We start from the raw sequence: 17,269 nt of genomic DNA on the forward strand, positions 1-17,269 counted from the left end.
TTATCGTTTTGATGAGAGGCTTTTTTTATGCCTTATAAAAGCCCTTTTCCCTGAAGCGATTTTTCAATGCGTTTGTGGTAAGCATCGAATTTATTCTCGATTTCGTGGAATACTTTTTTGTACTGAGGATGCTCGCGCAGATTGTCTGTTAGCGGTTCAATTGGCGTGAAAAGAATCGTCCAGTAGGTGAAATTATCTTCCAGAGAAAAGGCCTCTAAATATTCAATTGCTTTGTCCGTATCGCCTTGGTATGAATAGTAAAATGCCAACGAAATATTACTGTAAATGGAAGGATCGTTTTCAGCATACAATCGATACTGATCAAAATATTTTTCCGACAGTTCTTTCTGGCCTGTTATATCAAAGGTTACCGCAATTTTCCCATTTTCTGATTGGTTAATATTAAGATTATATTGTTCTCTTACATCAACGAAAGCTTTGTAGTAAATAGCTGCTGTTTCAAAATCACGCAGGTAGTAGTATGATTTTGCTACCTCCTGCAATACATCGAGGCGCGTTTTGTCTTTTTCAAAAATTGCCAGCAAGGCTTTATTCAGCTCATTCATATCCTGATTTTTTGCGTACTGAATAAATGCTTTTACATATTGTGAGTATAAATTTTCCGGCTGATATGACAACGAGATATTAATGTATTTTTCTGCTTCATTTATAAAGCCTGATTGGATAAATGCGTTGCTTAAATGCAAATAACTAATCGATTTTGCTGCTGAGTCATAAGCTGCAACATTCTTAATCTCAAGACCTTTTAATGCATATTCCAGGTACTTCTCGGTATTGGGTAAATAGTTAACATATATTTCAACCAGGAATATTAAAACCACATCGGAATTGGGACTAATCTCCAATGCTTTTTCAAGATAGGGAAGTGCAAGCTCGTATTCGTTGTGTTCAATGTAAAAAAGGGCTTTGGCCGTTAAGCTTTGTGGTAGTTTTGCATCGAAAAATAAGGCCTGATCCGCATAATAATTGATTGAATCGGCATATTGTTTAACTGTTCTGCCACGGTCTAAAAAATAGAACGAAATGGCAACACCGGCGTAAGCCCGAGCAAATTCATTGTCCTGCTGAATTGCTTTTTTGAAATAACTGATGGATTCCAGCAGGTTTTCGTCAGTTGGATTCCGGTGCAAATCAAGTCCTTTCAAAAACAGATCATAAGCTGCAAGATTGCTTGTAGGTTTCTTTTCAATTCGTTGTGTCTCTTCAGGAGTAACAATCGCTTCAATCTGTTCGGCAATATTTTTTGCAACATCGGCCTGAAGTGTGAAAATGTCTTTTGTCTCGCGCCGGTATTGCTGACTCCATAAGTGTTTATCCGTTTCGGCTTCTATCAATTGTATGTTGAGAAGAATCTGATCGCCAATTTTCTGACCGCTCCCTTCAATCAGATAGGTGGCATTCAATTCTCGTGCAATTTCGGGCGACGATTTTGGATTGTTGCGGTACTGCTCAACCGAAGTACGACTGATTACTCGCAAATCTTGAATTTGTTGGAGGTTGTTTAATGTTGCCTCCATCAATCCGTTAATAATATAAACGTTGCTGGTGTCGTTGCTGTCGTTTAAAAATGGCAGCACGGCAATTGATTTTACTTTGTTACTGTTTTGAGTATCGGGACGTAAAACGAAGAATAATACAACAGCACAAATGGTTATGAAAAAAATGGAGATCAATAAAACCGGAAACTTCTTTTTCTGCATGGGGGCTTTTAAGTCCTGTTCAGTTTCTATTTCCTGTTCTTGCTCTTCCTCCGGCTCTTCTTGATTACCGATTTCGCCGGGTGGGTAACCATACAACTCGCGGAAACATTTGATAAAATACGAGGGGCTGCCAAAACCAACCTTATACGAAACTTCGGAAACGGTGTCCGAGCCTTCCTGAAGTAATTCGACGGCATACTTTAAACGCACATTGCGAATAAACTGGCTTGCAGATAAATCGGTGATTTTTTTAATTTTTCGAAGCAAGTTCGAGCGACTCATTCCAACAGCATCTGCCAACTCCGAAACACCGAACTGCTCGTTGGAGATGTTCTCTTCAACAAGTTGCGTTATTTGATTGAGAAAATTTTTTTCTGCGGTGTTAAGATTTGGCATCGTTGTTAGCTTCGGATAAATGCGATCATAAAAATACAAATTATGTTCGTTAGTCCCTTATGCTTCTCATTCTTTCGGTCACATTTAATTTTTAGAGGTGTATTTTTCGATGTTTTTACGCGTTTCTCAGAAGACTTATTTAGCAAGCTTTTCGGGGCTTTGCAGCATATTTTGCATCATAATTTATATGCTTGCGTCATAAGTATTAAGCCTTCAGCAAACTTCATACACTTGGCTGCATAGTTCATTAGACCTGCGTCACGCTTCACCCGACCTTTACACTATCGAAAACAACGGACATCGCGCTAACGATTGCCACAAAAAATTAAATCATGAAAACACGAATTTATTTTCTCGACCATTTAAGAACATTAATGATCTTTCTTGTTGTGGTTTTACACTCAGGATTGGTTTACGAACATGTTTTGGAAAACTCCTGGATCGTTGTTGATCCTGTAAAAGCAAATTCAATCGGATTGATCCGTTTGTATCTCGATCTTTTTATAATGTTTACAATCTTCTTTATCTCCGGGTATCTTGTCCCAATGTCGCTGAAGTCAAAAACATCAATTGAATTTATTAAATCGAAAGTGAAACGCATTTTGATTCCCTGGGTAATCGCGGTATTTACTTTGATTCCTGCCTACAAATTTATCTTTCTTTATTCAAGAGGTTTGCCACAGGAAGAATGGTTCTCGTATTTCCACTTATTTGAAAGAGCCGGCAGCGACCTGAGCTTTTATGCCAACAACCCGGCACAAAACTGGTTGTGGTTTTTGCCTGTACTTTTTATGTTCCAGGTGATATATTTGGTGTTGGCAAAAACAAAAGTGCTGTCGTTAAAGATAAACCTGAAAACGGCTGTAATTGTAATGTTTGTATTTGGAGTAGTTTCCAGCGTTACCATGGCACAACTGGGATTTAATGGCTGGTATGATTCTGCTATCCTGCATTTTCAACGCGAGCGTTTGCTGGTTTACTTTATGTCATTTTTGCTGGGATCACTTTGCTACAAACTAAAAGTGTTCGAATCAACTAAAAAGAACAAACGCCTTTATATTATTGCAAACGTGGTGTTGACTTTCACGCTGGGTATTTTTACCGCAGTTGCCTTAAATACCTTTTTCAATATCATCGATCCGCAACGTAATTACTATTTCATTTCGCAATTAGCCGACCGTATTGCTTATTATACTTTTGGCCTGGCATCGCAACTTACTTTGCTGTACATCTTCCTTTACGGTTTCCGTCACAGTTTTAATAAAAGATATGCGTTAATGGACGAACTGAACCGTAATTCTTACTCGGTTTACATCATTCACACCATTGTATTGGGTGTAGTTGCACTGTCGATTATGGCTTTACCTATTCCTCCGATGGTAAAATTCCTTATCGTAACCTTGTTAACTTTTGGTCTTTCAAATCTGCTTATTTATTCATGGCGAACAATCCGTCAGCGTCAGATAAACACAAAAACGATTGCAACTGCAATAATGTCGGTGGTGATTATATTGGCTGCTTTTACTGCTTATCCCGGAACAACAAACAATGAAGAACAGAAAACAGAAACAACAGAAACAAAAACAGCGCCTCAAAGCGGAAACAGTATTCATGCAGCAGTAATTTCAGGCGATTTGGAAGCCGTAAAAGCCATAATTGCATCGGGAGCCGATATCAATGAAAAAGAACCTGCAGGCGGTTCGAGTCCTTTAATGACCGCTTGCGTTTTCGGAAAAACAGAAATTGCCAAACTTTTGATAGAAGCCGGAGCCGACCTGAACGTAACCAATAACGATGGTTCTACCGCACTGCACACCGCTGCTTTTTTCTGCCGCACGGAAATAGTCCGGGCTTTACTAAACAAAGGCATCGATACTTCCGTAGTAAATAATTCAGGCGCCACTGCTGTTCAGTCGGTTATGGCTCCTTTTGAAGCAGTAAAAGGCATCTATGAGTATTTTGCGAAAGTATACGAACCACTCGGACTTCAACTCGATTTGAACAGGATTGAAAAAACTCGTCCTGTAGTTGCTGAAATGATATCAACTAACTCGTAAGCTAAAAACCATGAAACTACTGATCGGAAGAATGTTACTCATACTAGTTATACTGCAGGCAGTATTGGGAGCCAGCTCGTGTAACAATAAAAAAACGGAGGAGGTTGTTTTAACTCCTCCGGCAGAAATGAACGATGGAATAAATGTGGGTACGCCCGCGGATGCCAGTATTGATGAGCGCTATATTCAGGATGCCATCCGAAAAATCTACGCCGGTAAATTTGGCGAGATCCACTCCATGCTGATCTACAAAAACGATAAACTGGTTATTGAAGAGTACTTTCCGGGACATCTTTATGCATGGGACAAGCCGTATTATTTTGGCGACTATGTGGAATACGGTCCTGAAACAAAACACAGTGTAATGTCGGTAACAAAAAGTGTTGTGTCGGCATGTATTGGAATTGCGATCGATAAAGGTTTTATACAAAGTGTAGATCAATCCATTTTTGATTATCTGCCCGATCATCAATTTCTTAAAACCAATAACCGCGAGTACATAACGATCGAACACTTGTTGACTATGACCTCAGGTTTGGCCTGGGACGAATGGAGCGCCGCTCACGGAACGGAATCAGCCAACGACATGGACCGGTTGTATTTCGCTTGCGACGACCCGATAACTTGTATACTTGAGCGCGAATGGTGGGCCGAACCCGGAACACTTTTTACTTACAACGGCGGAGGAATAGTTATTCTCGGTGAGATTTTAAGAAATGCCACAGGACTTGATCTTGACGAATTCTCGAAAAAGTATTTGTTCGAACCGCTGGGAATTAAAGAAGGTACGTGGATGAAATATCGAAATGGAATAGTGGTAGAAGCGGCCAGTTCGCTAAGTGTTACTCCACGCGATATGCTGAAGCTGGGAGTTACCTACCTCGATAACGGAATGTGGAACGGAGAGCGTATCCTGTCTGCCGATTGGGTGGCAAAGAGTTCCACTGTGTATAAAAACAACGTTGGAATAAACCTGCCCATCGAAGATTCGGGTAAAAACGGTTATGGTTACACCTGGTGGCAAAGCGAGTTGTATCACGGTGGCAAAAACATAAAAATGTACCGTGCCAATGGATGGGGCGGACAGGTAATAATGGTTTTTCCCGATCTGGATATGACCGTGGTTTTTACCAGTGGAAACTGGGCCGGAAGATCGAAGTTGTTTAAATTAGTGCGTCAGTATATTCTGCCTTCGGTTGAAATGTAAGTTAAATAACCCAGAAAATGAAAAACACCTGTTCAGTAAAAAAAGAAGCCCGCAGCCTACTGTTTAAAGTAGGGTGCACCGGGGCAATATATTCGGTGGTAAATAAAAATTTCGGACAGCGCGACAGTGAAGTTGAGAAGGCTACCGGACCGTTATGTGGCGGAATTTTGCAAGAGGGGCACCAATGCGGAATGCTTTGGGGAGCAACTCTTGCAGCCGGTGCCGAGGCCAATCGAAGAATGAAAGACCCAAATGCGGCCACTTCGCTGGCTATTTTGGCTGCCCGCAATTTTGTAGATTCCTTTACCCAAAGAAAATCAAGTGTTAATTGCCGCGATATTACCAACTGTAACTGGAAATCGAAGCTGGGGATGATAAAATATTTTATTACAGGTAAACCGTTGAACTGTGCCCGCTTGATTGGCCGCTGGGCACCCGAGGCAATTACTATTGCAGAGAAAAGCCTGGCTTTGGCGCCTGAGGTTTCTACTACTCCCGTTATAAGTTGTGCCAGTATTGTAGCCAAAAAAATGGGAGCCGACAAAGAAAAAGCAATGATGCTTGCCGGTTTTGCCGGCGGGATCGGACTGAGTGGTCATACCTGTGGGGCACTTGGAGCTGCTGTTTATCTTGGAGCTGAAAAATGGTATCGCGAGAATCCGGGAGAAGTGCGGTTTATCGTTCCCGGGGCGGAAGAAAAGATGCGCGATTTTCTGTTTGCAAATAAAGGCGAAGTACACTGCAGTAAAATTTGCGGACAGACATTTGCTACTGCAGAAGAGCACTCGGAATACATTCGAAATGGCGGATGTGAGAAATTGATTGATCTGCTGGCAAAGAGCAATTAAATAGTTATTTGTTTTTCGATAAAAAAGGAGTTGCCCGATTATCCGGACAACTCCTTTTTTAATTTATTTTTGCTGGCCTTTTGCTGACCGGTCTTCCAGCGGTGGAGCCGGCGTCATCAAATGTTTATTTTCTTTCACCAGTTTTAGCACTTCTTCCACAACTTTTTCCATTTGCGGATCGCGTCCCTGCATCAGGATATTAGGATCGTCCCAAACTTTAAAGTCTGGGCGAACACCTTCACCTTCCCAGAACCAGTGGCCGTCGTTATCGTACAGACGTGCTCCGGGAACGGTTATTGAGCCTCCGTCAATTAAACGATGACCGGTTGCGGGACCAACCAGAATACCTAAAGTGCGTTCACCAACAATTGGGCCGGCTTCCAGTTCCTGAAATGCCCACGGCAATCCGTCACCACCTGATCCTGCCCAGCCGTTAATAAGCATACCCACAGGACCGGTATTTGTTTTTGTTGGGTTGGTATGGTCTTTCCCGTGGCGCCAGTGCAGGTTGTAAGTAACCGGACGCTGGATAAGCTCCAGAAAACGATCGGCTAGCTGTCCGCCGCCGTTAAAACGCTCATCGAGAATAAAACCTTTTTTATCCAGTTGGCCGTAAAACATTTTTACAAGCTCCAGTTGTCCCTGTCCGGCAGTGTTCGACATGTAGATATATCCCAGTTGCCCGTCTGATAACTTGTCAACCATCTTGCGCATATTCTCGAGATGATTTAAATAACGCAGGTTATTTTCTTCCCCGGCACTTAACAATTCAACAACAACTTCTTTAGCATCGGCTGTTTTTCCGGTAGGTGAAACCTGCAATGCAACCGTTTTTCCGGAAAGCCCTTCGAATGCAGCATAGGGATCTTTGTCGGTATTGATCTTGATTCCGTTAACAGATAAAATATAATCACCTTCTTTCACTTCAACACCCGGTTTGTTGAACGGCGAACGTGTTTCAGTATCCCATTCCGCCGGTTTCAGTATTTCAGCGATTTTATAACCATTGTTGTCAGCCGCCCAGTTGATACCGAGGAAACCTCCGCCCAGCGACGGAGCACGTTCCACATCGCCGCCCTGTGCGTAGGTGTGTCCTGCACTTAATTCAGCAACAAGGTTCAACTGAATATTGGTGATATCCCAGCGAGTACGTGCATCATTTACCAGTTTGGCATAACGATCGCGCATGGCTTCCCAGTCAACACCCTGCATATTCGGATCGTAAAAGAAGTCGCGATGACGGCGCCAGGTATCCATAAAAATTTGCTTCCATTCTTCTTTCGGAACAAGGTCCATTACCAAACCATCGGTAGGAATCGGATCTTCTATCTTCTGACCCGGAGCGGCTTTGATAATGCCATATTTTCCTTGCGAACTAACCAGCATTTGTTTTCCATCGGCAGTTGCAACCACACGGCTAACATTGCCCATTACCTCTTTGTCTTCACGTTCTTTCAGGTCGTACACATTTAGTGTCGATGAACGATCTCCCGATCCTGTATTCGGGCGGCGCAGGTACACCACCTTTCCTTCAAAAGGAATCAGGGCCGAAATATTTCCAGCTTTCGGAGGAAGTAAAACAAGCCGGCTTTCAATGTGGTCGAAGTCGATTTCAACCTTCACGCCATCATCTTCCTTGTCTTTTTTCTCATCACCATCTTTATCTTTCTTTTCCTCTTTCTCAGCTTCCTTATCCTCTTTTTCTTCTTTGATTTCTACTTTGTCATTTTTAGGAGCAAGCAACGAAGGCGTATCAGCTTTTAATCCGATCGAAGCAATTTGTGTTGCATTCGGATAGATCCAAGTTCCATCGCTTAGCGACGAATACGCGGCATTAAACGTGCGGTTGGTTAAATAGAACAGGTATTTCCCGTCGGTGCTGAAAACCGGAAAAGCATCTTCGTAAAAGCCGCTGGTAATCGGGGTGAGTTTATTCTCCTCGAGACTGTAAACAACGATTGCACTGTTGGCATTGTCGTAACCCTGGCTAAAAGCAATCCACTTTGAGTCGGGCGACCACGAAATCGGGAAGCCGGAGCGGCCACCGTGACCAACATTCCACCGGTAGTTTCCGGCGACTGTGGTTGCTCCACTTTCCACATCAATTACCGAAATGTTATTGGTTTCGTCGATAAATGCGATTTTCTTATTGTCGGGCGACCAGAAAAGTGTGTAGCCAAAACCTTTTCCGCGTTTCGTCAATTGTTTCGCTTCTTTTTTGTTTTCACTGTCCTGCAACCAAATTTCGTATTCTCCCGAGCGGTCACTCCAGTAGGCAATTGTTTTTCCATCGGGCGACCATGCCGGGCTTTGATCGAATGCTCCGCTCGACTGGGTAAGGTTCAACGTATAGCCTTCTTTAACAGGAACATTAAACAGTTCGCCACGGGCTTCAAATACGATTCGTTTTCCTTCGGGAGAAGCTGTCATATTCGAAATGCGATCTTTTACGTCTTTTTTTGCAGGCATTTCAACTGATAAATCGCTGATCACGTTCACCTCAATTTTACGTGATTTTTCGGTGGCAAGGTCAAGCAAAAACAGGTCGCCACCCATTTCGTAAACCAGCTCATTTGGTCCGGCCGATAAAAACGAAATATCGAAATCTTTATAAGCGGTAACCTGGCTCAGCGCCTCGGTTTGTGTATTGTATTCCCAAATATTTAAACGCATATTTTCGCCACGGTCCGATAAGAAATACACCTTATCGCCTGCCCAGGTAGGTTTACCGTCGTTCGCCTCGTCGGTGGTAATACGCGTGGTTTTTTCGGTGTTAAAATCATAAATGATGATGTCGGAAGTTAATCCGCCACGGTAACGTTTAAACGGGTAGTTCTCGGTAATTTTTGTAATGTAGGCCAGTTGTTTTCCGTCGGGCGAAAAAGAGGCCAGTTCGCCATAAGGAATTTTAAGTTTTTCGGGTAATCCACCGTCTTTGTCAACCAAAAAGAATTGGTTTACGCTACTAACTCCATTTTCACGTATCGAGGCAAACAACAGTTTTTTGCCATCCGGATGCCAGTCGACCAAACGATCAGAAAACGAATTATAGGTCACTCGCGTTGGGATGCCTCCGGTAACCGGAATAACATAAACATCAGAATTGCCGTTGTAACGGGCTGTGTACGCAATCTCCGACCCGTCGGGTGAAAACTTTGGCCACGACTCCTCTCCGGGAGAGTTGGTCAATTGAAATGCTGTTCCACCTTCTTTGGCAACCAGCCAGATGTCGCCACCGTAGACAAAGACAATTTGCCGGTCGGAAACATCGGTGTAGCGCATTAGTTTAGCGCTAATCTGTGCTTCGGCACTAACCATAAAAAGCAGTGCGGTACATACTAATAGCAGTTTTTTCATGAATATAAATTTTAAAGTTTGAATTTGTTGTGGGATGGATTGGACATGTGTCGCTGTTTTCTTTTTTGTTTAGTACCAGTAATTTAAGATATATTACACTGAAATGAAAATTTGCAGAATAACATTTTCGGCCGTTCAGCGTTATACATAGAGTTAAACACAAAATATCATGAAAAGATTAATACCAGTATTTTTTATAACCGCTGTTTTTTTTGTGGCTTGCAGCGATGTTGATACTGACCATTCCGGTACCGGTACATTGAAAGTAGATTTAACTGACGCCCCGGCCGAATACGAGGCTGTGCTTGTTGATGTGCAGGGACTGCGAATTAACGTGAATGATGCCGATACTTCAGAAGGTGACTGGATGGATTTGGAACTGGATACAGTTGGCCAGATCGACCTGTTGATGTTTACCGACGGTAACAGTGTTCAATTATCGGAAGATGAAATTCCGGCGGGTTACCTGTCGCAAATACGTTTGATTTTGGGCGACAACAACCAGATTGTAGTGGGTGGCGATACGCTGGATATGGATACGCCGTCGGCACAACAATCGGGACTAAAGGTAAATGTGCACGACTCAATTGCCGATGGTGAAACGTTCAGTCTGATGCTTGATTTCGACGCCGAAAAATCGGTAGTTGAAAAAGGAAACGGATTATACTCGTTAAAACCGGTCCTTACAGTTATAAAGGAATAAATTCCACAACCAAATAAGATTACGAGAGGTCGCTTTTTAAGCGGCCTTTTTTTATGAAAGTTTGTTTGAACGTTCGAAGAATATAATTTGATGTAATTACTCAAAATTAAGGTCTGTGTTGAAAATAAATTCGTTTACCCCGACCCTGAAGGGAGCGAATTGATTTTCACTGCTCCCTTTAGGGCTGGGGTTACAGTGATAATCAATTTACAACCGGCAGCTGGCGGATTGCGGTAAACGAATTGATACTTGTTAATCAACTAAAAACTAACATAAACCACTTTTATCACGTATAGAAAGCTATAACCAAAAAATCTTACACAATGAGAATAGTTGCCCGCTTACTGGTTATGGCTTTTTTTACTTTTCTTTCGGTTGACCTTTTTGCACAAACCATTGGTGTAAAAGCCGGATATACCTTGTCGGATATGATGATTGATGAAGGAGGTTCAATAATGACCGAACAGTTGAATATGCGATCAGGTTTTCATTTTGGGCCAACGTTCGAATGGGGAATTAACGAAGGCGCAGGCATTGAAACGGCTTTAATTATTACCACCAAAGGCATAAAAATAAACGAGTCGGAAAGTGTGAATGATCATTGGTACAGTATTCCCTCGAAAGTTAATCTGTGGTACATCGATATTCCGGTATTTGGGAAATTGTATACGAATATCAACGCTTTAAAAATTTACGGTATGCTTGGCCCCTATGTTGGAGTTGGGCTTAGCGGGAAAATAAAGTTGGAAAACGACAGGAAAATTGTGTGGGGCCCCGATGAGGACGATGATCTGCATCGTTTTGGATTGGGATTGGGTGTAGGTGGAGGACTTGAGCTAAACTCGTTTTTGTTTGAATTCACCGGCCATTTTGCTTTGAACAACATTTCGACCAAAGCCAATACCGATGTAACGATGCGCAACCGTTCGTTTATGTTTTCACTGGGGTATAAGTTTCATAAATAAAATTCTACTGCCCCTCGATGCAAACGAGGGAAAGGATCGAGTCTTTGTTGCTTATTTTAGATGACGGAAATTTGCTAAGTTTGCGCAAAATTACAACGATGAACATTTCAGGTTGCTGGACATACAACGAAGATTTTGAATACGGAAACTCGGTAGGAGAGGTGGAGCTGACTCAAAACGGAGATGAGGTTAACGGCGTGTTCTGGTTTACCGAAGCGGTGGAAAACAACTACAGTATTCAAGTTGCCGAAAAGGTAAAAGGTACCATTACGGATGGGAAACTGCTGCTGGAAAGCGTTGAGGTAAAAGCCATACAAAATGGCCGCGAGATTAGTTACCTGCCCAATACTTTTGAAGTGCACCGTATTACCGAAACCCAAATCATTGGCTCAACTTTCGACAGTGAAGACGTGTGTGGCGTTTTTGTGTTGAGGCGAAAAGCTTAATCTTCTGTCGAATTCTATCCCCTCTTGCGAAGGAGAATAAAAGGGGGTGAATTTTACGTAAACTAATCCAATCATCCGCCCCGATGCTGCGATCGGGACACCTCCTTTTAAAAAAGGAGGACGCGAACCAAACAACTTTTTGCCCCGAACTATATTATCGCAAATTTTATGTTATCTTTATAAACATAATTCAAAATACCCGCTGCATTGAAAACATCTCTTCGATACAAAACATTAGAAACCAGCATCTAATTCAATAACCAAAAGATAAATGAAAGTATTTGCAGAAACGGAGCGACTAATTTTAAGAGAAATACTTCCGACAGATGTTGATGGTATGTTCGAACTGGATTCAGATAGTGAGGTACATAGATACCTGGGGAATAAACCGGTAAGTACCAAAGATCAATCGATGGAGATGATAAACTTTATTCGCCAACAATATATTGATAATGGAATCGGTCGCTGGGCAATAATTGATAAAAATACAAATGCGTTTATAGGTTGGTCGGGACTGAAATTTGTTACAGACTTGACAAACAATCATAAAAACTATTACGACCTTGGTTACCGATTAATAAAAAGGTATTGGCGCCAAGGAATTGCAACTGAAGCAGCAGTGGCGTCCTTGGGCTATGCATTCGACGAACTAAATGCAGGCGAGGTTTATGCAATGGCCGACTGTGATAATGAAGGTTCGAACAAAATTTTGACAAATATCGGGTTAAAGTTTATCGAAAAATTTTACGATGATGGAGTAGAAATTAATTGGTACAAAATTGAAAAGGAAGAATTCAAAAAACTTAAGTCGGCAATCTCCTACAAAATCATACACTAACTGTCACCAAACATTCTGAAACAACTCATAAATTAAAAACTATGAATACTAAACAAACCGAAAATCAGGTCACCACAGTAATTGGTATTATTTACGCTATTGCAGCATTAATGGTTCTTACAGGAGCATTTTTCAGACTTCAACATTATCCAAACGGAATTTCAATACTATTATTTGGATTCATGCTTGGTGCTATAATTAGTTCTGTTGATACGGTTCGTTTAAAGAAAAAAATTAAACGGTTGGAAGCACAACTCAACCAAAATAAAGAATCATAACAAGAGGTAATAAATTGTATGACAGGAGAAAAAAACCTGAAAGAGTTGTTAAAGAAAATGACACCGGTACTGAATCCGGGCGAATATGTATTTTTAACGGTTAGCAACGCCGATGAAGTAGACAGGAAAAACACCCTGTTTGAGTTTAAAGAAAAAGAAGGAGTTACCGTTGTCGTTGAAAGAGAGATTGCCGATAAATTAAACTTCACCTACGATTACGTTGCTTCGTGGATTACGTTAATGGTGCACTCGTCGCTAAACGCGGTGGGATTTACAGCCGCAATTTCAACAACACTTGCCGAAAATAATATCAGTTGTAACGTTGTTGCAGGGTATTACCACGATCATATTTTTGTTGCGGTAGACGATGCGCAGAAAGCAATCAACCTGTTGAAAAACTTAGCCGAAAAAAATTAAATGAATGGACTATAACGCTGTTGCCGTAAAGATAATCGCATTAAAAAATGCCGACCTCGAACTTCGGAATAAACTTATCGAACGCGGGCAACTTGGCGACGGGTATAACAAGGAGATGCAGCAACTGCACAACAACAATGCAAGAGCTTTAAACGAAATTATCGATGCCATTGGTTTGCCCACAATTGCGAAAGTGGGCGACGAAGCCAACGAAGCCGCCTGGTTGATCATCCAACATGCCATTGCTTTGCCTGCTTTTATGAAAAAATGTGCAAAACTATTGGAAGTTGCAGTTCGCGAAAAGAACGCCGATCCGGTAAGTTTAGCTTATCTGAGCGACCGAATAGCCGTTTTTGAAGGAAAACCACAATTGTACGGTACTCAATTCGACTGGGATAACAACGGAGAGCTGAGTCCAAACACTTTCGATGATCGTAACAAGGTAAACGAACGACGAAAATTGTTGGGACTAAACACGCTCGAAGAACAAACTGAACGAATCAGAAATCAAGCTAAAAAGGATCATCAATTGCCGCCATCAGATTTCGAAAAACGAAAACAGGAAATGGAAAACTGGAAAAAAGAAGTTGGCTGGATTTAAAAGTTCATACACAAAAAACGGTTTATGTGTACTGTCAGATTTTATTCGCTATTTCTTCGTGTTACCGCGGTCTCTCTGGCTCCGAAAAGTGTTGTTATACTTTTGTCCACAGCTGTCCCGGGCATTTTGTAGTGGTATTTTGAACATACAGTCAAGTATTCTGAACAGCATTATATGGCCTTTTGGAAAGATGTTGGCTAATTTTGATCCGGAAGATGACGCAAAAGTCGAACCTCATTTAAAAACTAAAAATAAGAAATATGAAAATGTTAAAGCCGATAGTTGGAATAATACTTGGTCTTTGTGCCTGGAGCACAAGTACCGTATTTGCACAAAGCGGTGATCAGATTTTGGATGGAATTGGAGAAACGGGATTAATTGCCCGTTACACGTTTGAAGAAAATGCCAAAGACTGGTCGAGAAATAATTTACATGGAACAATTGAAGGCTCGGAATATAATTTTGTCGACGATAAAGTTTTCGATAAAGTACTGTCGTTACCCGGCGACGGAAAAGCTTTTATTACCATCCCCGGTGAAATGCTGGCAGGAGAGGAGTCGCTAAGTATTTCGGGTTGGGTTTATTTGCGTTCGTCAGAAGGTGGTGCGCCACTTTTCGACTTTGGAAAAAACGGCAAATCGAGTTTCATTGCTACACCAGCCGCTACAGATGGTTTTGTAGCACAGGTATGTACTGAAAACAATACCTACACAGCAAGTGCCGAGGCCATAGCTTTAAATGAATGGAACCATGTTGTAGTGGTTATTAATGTTCCTACAAAAAGCTTTTCAACCTACGTAAATGGTACGCTGGTTAGAGAAGTGAAGGATGTCGATGTAGAATTAAAACAACTTTTTGATAGCCGTAAAGGGGCCGCTGAACAGTTTGTTATTGGTAAATCACTAACATCAGATGCTGCCTCATTGGATGCAAAATTGCACGATTTCCGAATTTATCGTATTCCACTAAATATCCGTCAAATCGGATGGATTCATTTTAGTGCCCGACACCCCGAGGAAGCAGAGGAATTGTTGAGAAACCGACAGGATCCTGATCTCCCGGAGTTTTCGGAATCAACGCCACAGTTATATAACGAGTATTTAACCAGCGTTCCAACAGTTGAAGTGGAAACAGAAGTTGGCTTTTTGCCACGTTTGCCACGTTTTGTAAAAGGCGTTTATAGCAACAATTTTCAGGGACCTGATGTTCGTGTACTTTGGCCTGCACCCGAAGATAACAAAGAAGTGCTAAGTGCCGGAAAATATGCGGTAACCGGACGTGTTGCCGGAACCGATATTCAACCAAAAGCAATTGTAACCGTAGTAGAGCACGATCATGACCATACTGCTCCGCACCGCACGTTGGAGGCTTTTGATTTAAATGAGGTAGAGTTAACCGAAGATGTACACGATCACGAAACAAAATTTGTAGAGAACCGCGATAAATTTGTTGATGGTTTGTTGGAAACCAACCCTGATGCTTTTCTGTATATGTTCAGAAATGCTTTTGGTCAGGAGCAACCTGCAGGAGCTGAGCCTCTTGGTGTTTGGGACAGTCAGGAAACAAAATTGCGTGGTCACGCAACCGGTCACTACCTGAGTGCGTTGGCACAGGCCTATTCAAGTGCTGCTTACGATCCTGCTATCCAGGCTAAGCTTGCCGGAAAAATGGAATACATGGTGAACACGTTGTATGAACTGTCGCAACTATCAGGAACACCAAAAACTACAGGCGAAGAGTCTGTTGCTGATCCGTTGGCTGTGCCTCCCGGACCTGGAAAAGCCGGTTTTGATTCGGATTTGACAGAAACCGGTATTCGCACCGATTACTGGAACTGGGGTAAAGGATTTATCAGCGCTTATCCACCGGATCAGTTTATCATGCTGGAACACGGCGCAAAATACGGAACCGATAACGATAAAGTTTGGGCACCTTACTATACTTTACACAAGATTCTGGCAGGTTTAATGGATATTTACGAAGTAAGCGGCAATGAAAAGGCGCTTGACATTGTAGAAGGAATGGGCGATTGGGTACATGCACGTTTAAGTGTGCTTCCAACCGAAACGCTTATTAGTATCTGGAACACATACATTGCAGGTGAATTTGGTGGAATGAACGAAGCGCTTGCAAGATTAAGCCGCCTTACCGATGATAAAAATTACCTTGAAACGGCTAAGTTATTCGATAACATCCGCGTATTTTTTGGCGATGCCGATCATTCGCACGGACTGGCGAAAAACGTAGATATGTTCCGAGGGTTACATGCCAACCAGCATATTCCGCAGATTATGGGTGCATTGGAAATCTATCGCGATTCGCAGGAACCGGAATATTTCGATATTGCCGATAACTTCTGGAATAAAGCAACCGGAGATTACATGTATAGTATTGGTGGTGTTGCGGGAGCTCGTAATCCTGCCAATGCCGAATGTTTTACTGCGGAGCCGGCAACGCTTTACGAAAACGGTTTCGCAGTTGGCGGTCAAAACGAAACCTGTGCAACTTATAACATGCTTAAATTAAGCCGTAACCTGTTTTTGTACAATCAGCAAGCTGAGTTAATGGATTATTACGAGCGCGGACTATACAATCACATTCTGGCATCAGTTGCCGAAGACAGTCCTGCAAATACCTATCACGTGCCTTTACGTGCCGGTTCGGTGAAACAATTCAGTAATGCTCACATGGATGGTTTTACCTGTTGCAACGGAACGGCTCTCGAGAGTAATACAAAACTTCAAAACTCAATCTACTTTAAAAGTGCAGATAACGATGCTTTGTATGTAAATCTTTATGTGCCATCAACATTAAAATGGACCGATAAAAATGTAACGGTTACACAAACAACTGCCTATCCGAAAGAAGACAATACAACTTTAACGATTAATGGTAGTGGCAAATTCGATCTGAATGTACGTGTACCACATTGGGCTACTGATGGATTTTATGTGACCGTAAACGGTAAGAAAGAAGAAGTTAAAGCTGAGCCGGGAACTTACCTCGCTATCAGCCGTAAGTGGAAAGACGGCGATAAAGTAGAATTACGCATGCCATTCCGTTTTTACCTGGAGCCGGTTATGGATCAGCAAAACGTTGCCAGTTTATTCTATGGACCGGTATTATTGGCAGCTCAGGAAGAAGGGCCACGCAAAGAATGGCGTAAAGTAACATTGGATGCAGAAGACATCAGTAAGTCAATTTCAGGTGATCCTGAAAAACTGGAGTTTGAAATTGATGGCGTTGTGTATAAACCGTTCTACGAAACCTACGGACGTCATTCTGTTTACCTGGATGTAATATTGAAATAGTTCTGAAGCAATGAAAAATGAACGTATCATTTCATTGCGTAAAACGATACTGTCTTTATAAAAACAATTTATTAGTTTAGAAAATACCTGACTCTGTGTGAGGTTTTAAAAGCCGCTTCATTTG

General features: G+C 42.0%; 13 protein-coding genes. 11 read left to right on the top strand and 2 right to left on the bottom strand.

Features of this window, described 5'->3' with window-relative positions; genetic code table 11:
* Positions 1–32: 32 nt before the first annotated feature.
* Entirely contained in the window at positions 33–2,117 is a 2,085-nt protein-coding gene (locus tag SLH46_RS08000; protein ID WP_320280645.1) for a helix-turn-helix domain-containing protein, read from the bottom strand.
* A 332-nt stretch (positions 2,118–2,449) separates the two neighbouring features.
* Between SLH46_RS08000 and SLH46_RS08005 the strand changes: the two genes are divergently transcribed.
* The 3 genes from SLH46_RS08005 to SLH46_RS08015 are packed head-to-tail and all read left to right on the top strand — an operon-like array spanning position 2,450 to position 6,229.
* Positions 2,450–4,174, top strand: a complete 1,725-nt coding sequence (locus tag SLH46_RS08005; RefSeq protein ID WP_320280646.1) for an acyltransferase family protein — start codon at positions 2,450–2,452, stop codon at positions 4,172–4,174.
* A 10-nt stretch (positions 4,175–4,184) separates the two neighbouring features.
* Complete coding sequence (locus SLH46_RS08010) at positions 4,185–5,381, top strand: serine hydrolase domain-containing protein (protein ID WP_320280647.1); 1,197 nt, start codon at positions 4,185–4,187, stop codon at positions 5,379–5,381.
* Positions 5,382–5,398: 17 nt separating this feature from the next.
* Positions 5,399–6,229 carry a C-GCAxxG-C-C family protein gene (locus tag SLH46_RS08015; RefSeq protein WP_320280648.1) on the top strand — a complete coding sequence of 277 codons (831 nt, stop codon included), beginning with the start codon at positions 5,399–5,401 and terminating at the stop codon, positions 6,227–6,229.
* A 63-nt stretch (positions 6,230–6,292) separates the two neighbouring features.
* Here SLH46_RS08015 and SLH46_RS08020 read toward each other — a convergent pair whose 3' ends face one another.
* The gene (locus tag SLH46_RS08020) at positions 6,293–9,586 is read right to left on the bottom strand and encodes a S41 family peptidase (protein ID WP_320280649.1); all 3,294 of its coding nucleotides are present in this window, start codon (positions 9,584–9,586) and stop codon (positions 6,293–6,295) included.
* Positions 9,587–9,755: 169 nt separating this feature from the next.
* Here SLH46_RS08020 and SLH46_RS08025 point away from each other — a divergent pair, with 169 nt between their 5' ends.
* From SLH46_RS08025 to SLH46_RS08060, 8 genes are all read left to right on the top strand, one after another.
* A complete protein-coding gene (locus SLH46_RS08025) occupies positions 9,756–10,289 on the top strand; it encodes a DUF4382 domain-containing protein (protein WP_320280650.1) in 534 nt (177 codons plus the stop codon).
* A gap of 323 nt (positions 10,290–10,612) precedes the next feature.
* Positions 10,613–11,254: a porin family protein gene (locus tag SLH46_RS08030; protein WP_320280651.1), complete on the top strand. Its 642-nt coding sequence runs from the start codon at positions 10,613–10,615 to the stop codon at positions 11,252–11,254.
* A 17-nt stretch (positions 11,255–11,271) separates the two neighbouring features.
* Positions 11,272–11,700: a hypothetical protein gene (locus tag SLH46_RS08035; RefSeq protein ID WP_320280652.1), complete on the top strand. Its 429-nt coding sequence runs from the start codon at positions 11,272–11,274 to the stop codon at positions 11,698–11,700.
* Between the two features lie 271 nt (positions 11,701–11,971).
* Positions 11,972–12,538 carry a GNAT family N-acetyltransferase gene (locus tag SLH46_RS08040; RefSeq protein ID WP_320280653.1) on the top strand — a complete coding sequence of 189 codons (567 nt, stop codon included), beginning with the start codon at positions 11,972–11,974 and terminating at the stop codon, positions 12,536–12,538.
* A gap of 41 nt (positions 12,539–12,579) precedes the next feature.
* Positions 12,580–12,816, top strand: coding sequence for a hypothetical protein (locus SLH46_RS08045; RefSeq protein WP_320280654.1), 237 nt, complete (start codon positions 12,580–12,582; stop codon positions 12,814–12,816).
* An 18-nt stretch (positions 12,817–12,834) separates the two neighbouring features.
* Positions 12,835–13,233 carry an ACT domain-containing protein gene (locus tag SLH46_RS08050; protein WP_320280655.1) on the top strand — a complete coding sequence of 133 codons (399 nt, stop codon included), beginning with the start codon at positions 12,835–12,837 and terminating at the stop codon, positions 13,231–13,233.
* A gap of 4 nt (positions 13,234–13,237) precedes the next feature.
* Positions 13,238–13,834 (top strand): DUF6624 domain-containing protein, encoded by a 597-nt coding sequence (locus SLH46_RS08055; RefSeq protein ID WP_320280656.1) that lies wholly within the window; start codon positions 13,238–13,240, stop codon positions 13,832–13,834.
* Positions 13,835–14,094: 260 nt separating this feature from the next.
* Positions 14,095–17,145: a beta-L-arabinofuranosidase domain-containing protein gene (locus tag SLH46_RS08060; RefSeq protein WP_320280657.1), complete on the top strand. Its 3,051-nt coding sequence runs from the start codon at positions 14,095–14,097 to the stop codon at positions 17,143–17,145.
* The last annotated feature ends 124 nt before the right edge of the window (positions 17,146–17,269 follow it).

This window comes from Draconibacterium sp. IB214405, from assembly GCF_033963885.1.
Classification (GTDB): domain Bacteria; phylum Bacteroidota; class Bacteroidia; order Bacteroidales; family Prolixibacteraceae; genus Draconibacterium.

Coding starts and splice junctions, on each gene's coding strand:
- SLH46_RS08040 (WP_320280653.1), top strand. CDS start 11,972: ATGAAAGTATTTGCAGAAACGGAGCGACTAATTTTAAGAGAAATACTT.
- SLH46_RS08035 (WP_320280652.1), top strand. CDS start 11,272: ATGCAAACGAGGGAAAGGATCGAGTCTTTGTTGCTTATTTTAGATGAC.
- SLH46_RS08045 (WP_320280654.1), top strand. CDS start 12,580: ATGAATACTAAACAAACCGAAAATCAGGTCACCACAGTAATTGGTATT.
- SLH46_RS08015 (WP_320280648.1), top strand. CDS start 5,399: ATGAAAAACACCTGTTCAGTAAAAAAAGAAGCCCGCAGCCTACTGTTT.
- SLH46_RS08025 (WP_320280650.1), top strand. CDS start 9,756: ATGAAAAGATTAATACCAGTATTTTTTATAACCGCTGTTTTTTTTGTG.
- SLH46_RS08020 (WP_320280649.1), bottom strand. CDS start 9,586: ATGAAAAAACTGCTATTAGTATGTACCGCACTGCTTTTTATGGTTAGT.
- SLH46_RS08055 (WP_320280656.1), top strand. CDS start 13,238: ATGGACTATAACGCTGTTGCCGTAAAGATAATCGCATTAAAAAATGCC.
- SLH46_RS08030 (WP_320280651.1), top strand. CDS start 10,613: ATGAGAATAGTTGCCCGCTTACTGGTTATGGCTTTTTTTACTTTTCTT.
- SLH46_RS08000 (WP_320280645.1), bottom strand. CDS start 2,117: ATGCCAAATCTTAACACCGCAGAAAAAAATTTTCTCAATCAAATAACG.
- SLH46_RS08005 (WP_320280646.1), top strand. CDS start 2,450: ATGAAAACACGAATTTATTTTCTCGACCATTTAAGAACATTAATGATC.
- SLH46_RS08010 (WP_320280647.1), top strand. CDS start 4,185: ATGAAACTACTGATCGGAAGAATGTTACTCATACTAGTTATACTGCAG.
- SLH46_RS08050 (WP_320280655.1), top strand. CDS start 12,835: ATGACAGGAGAAAAAAACCTGAAAGAGTTGTTAAAGAAAATGACACCG.
- SLH46_RS08060 (WP_320280657.1), top strand. CDS start 14,095: ATGAAAATGTTAAAGCCGATAGTTGGAATAATACTTGGTCTTTGTGCC.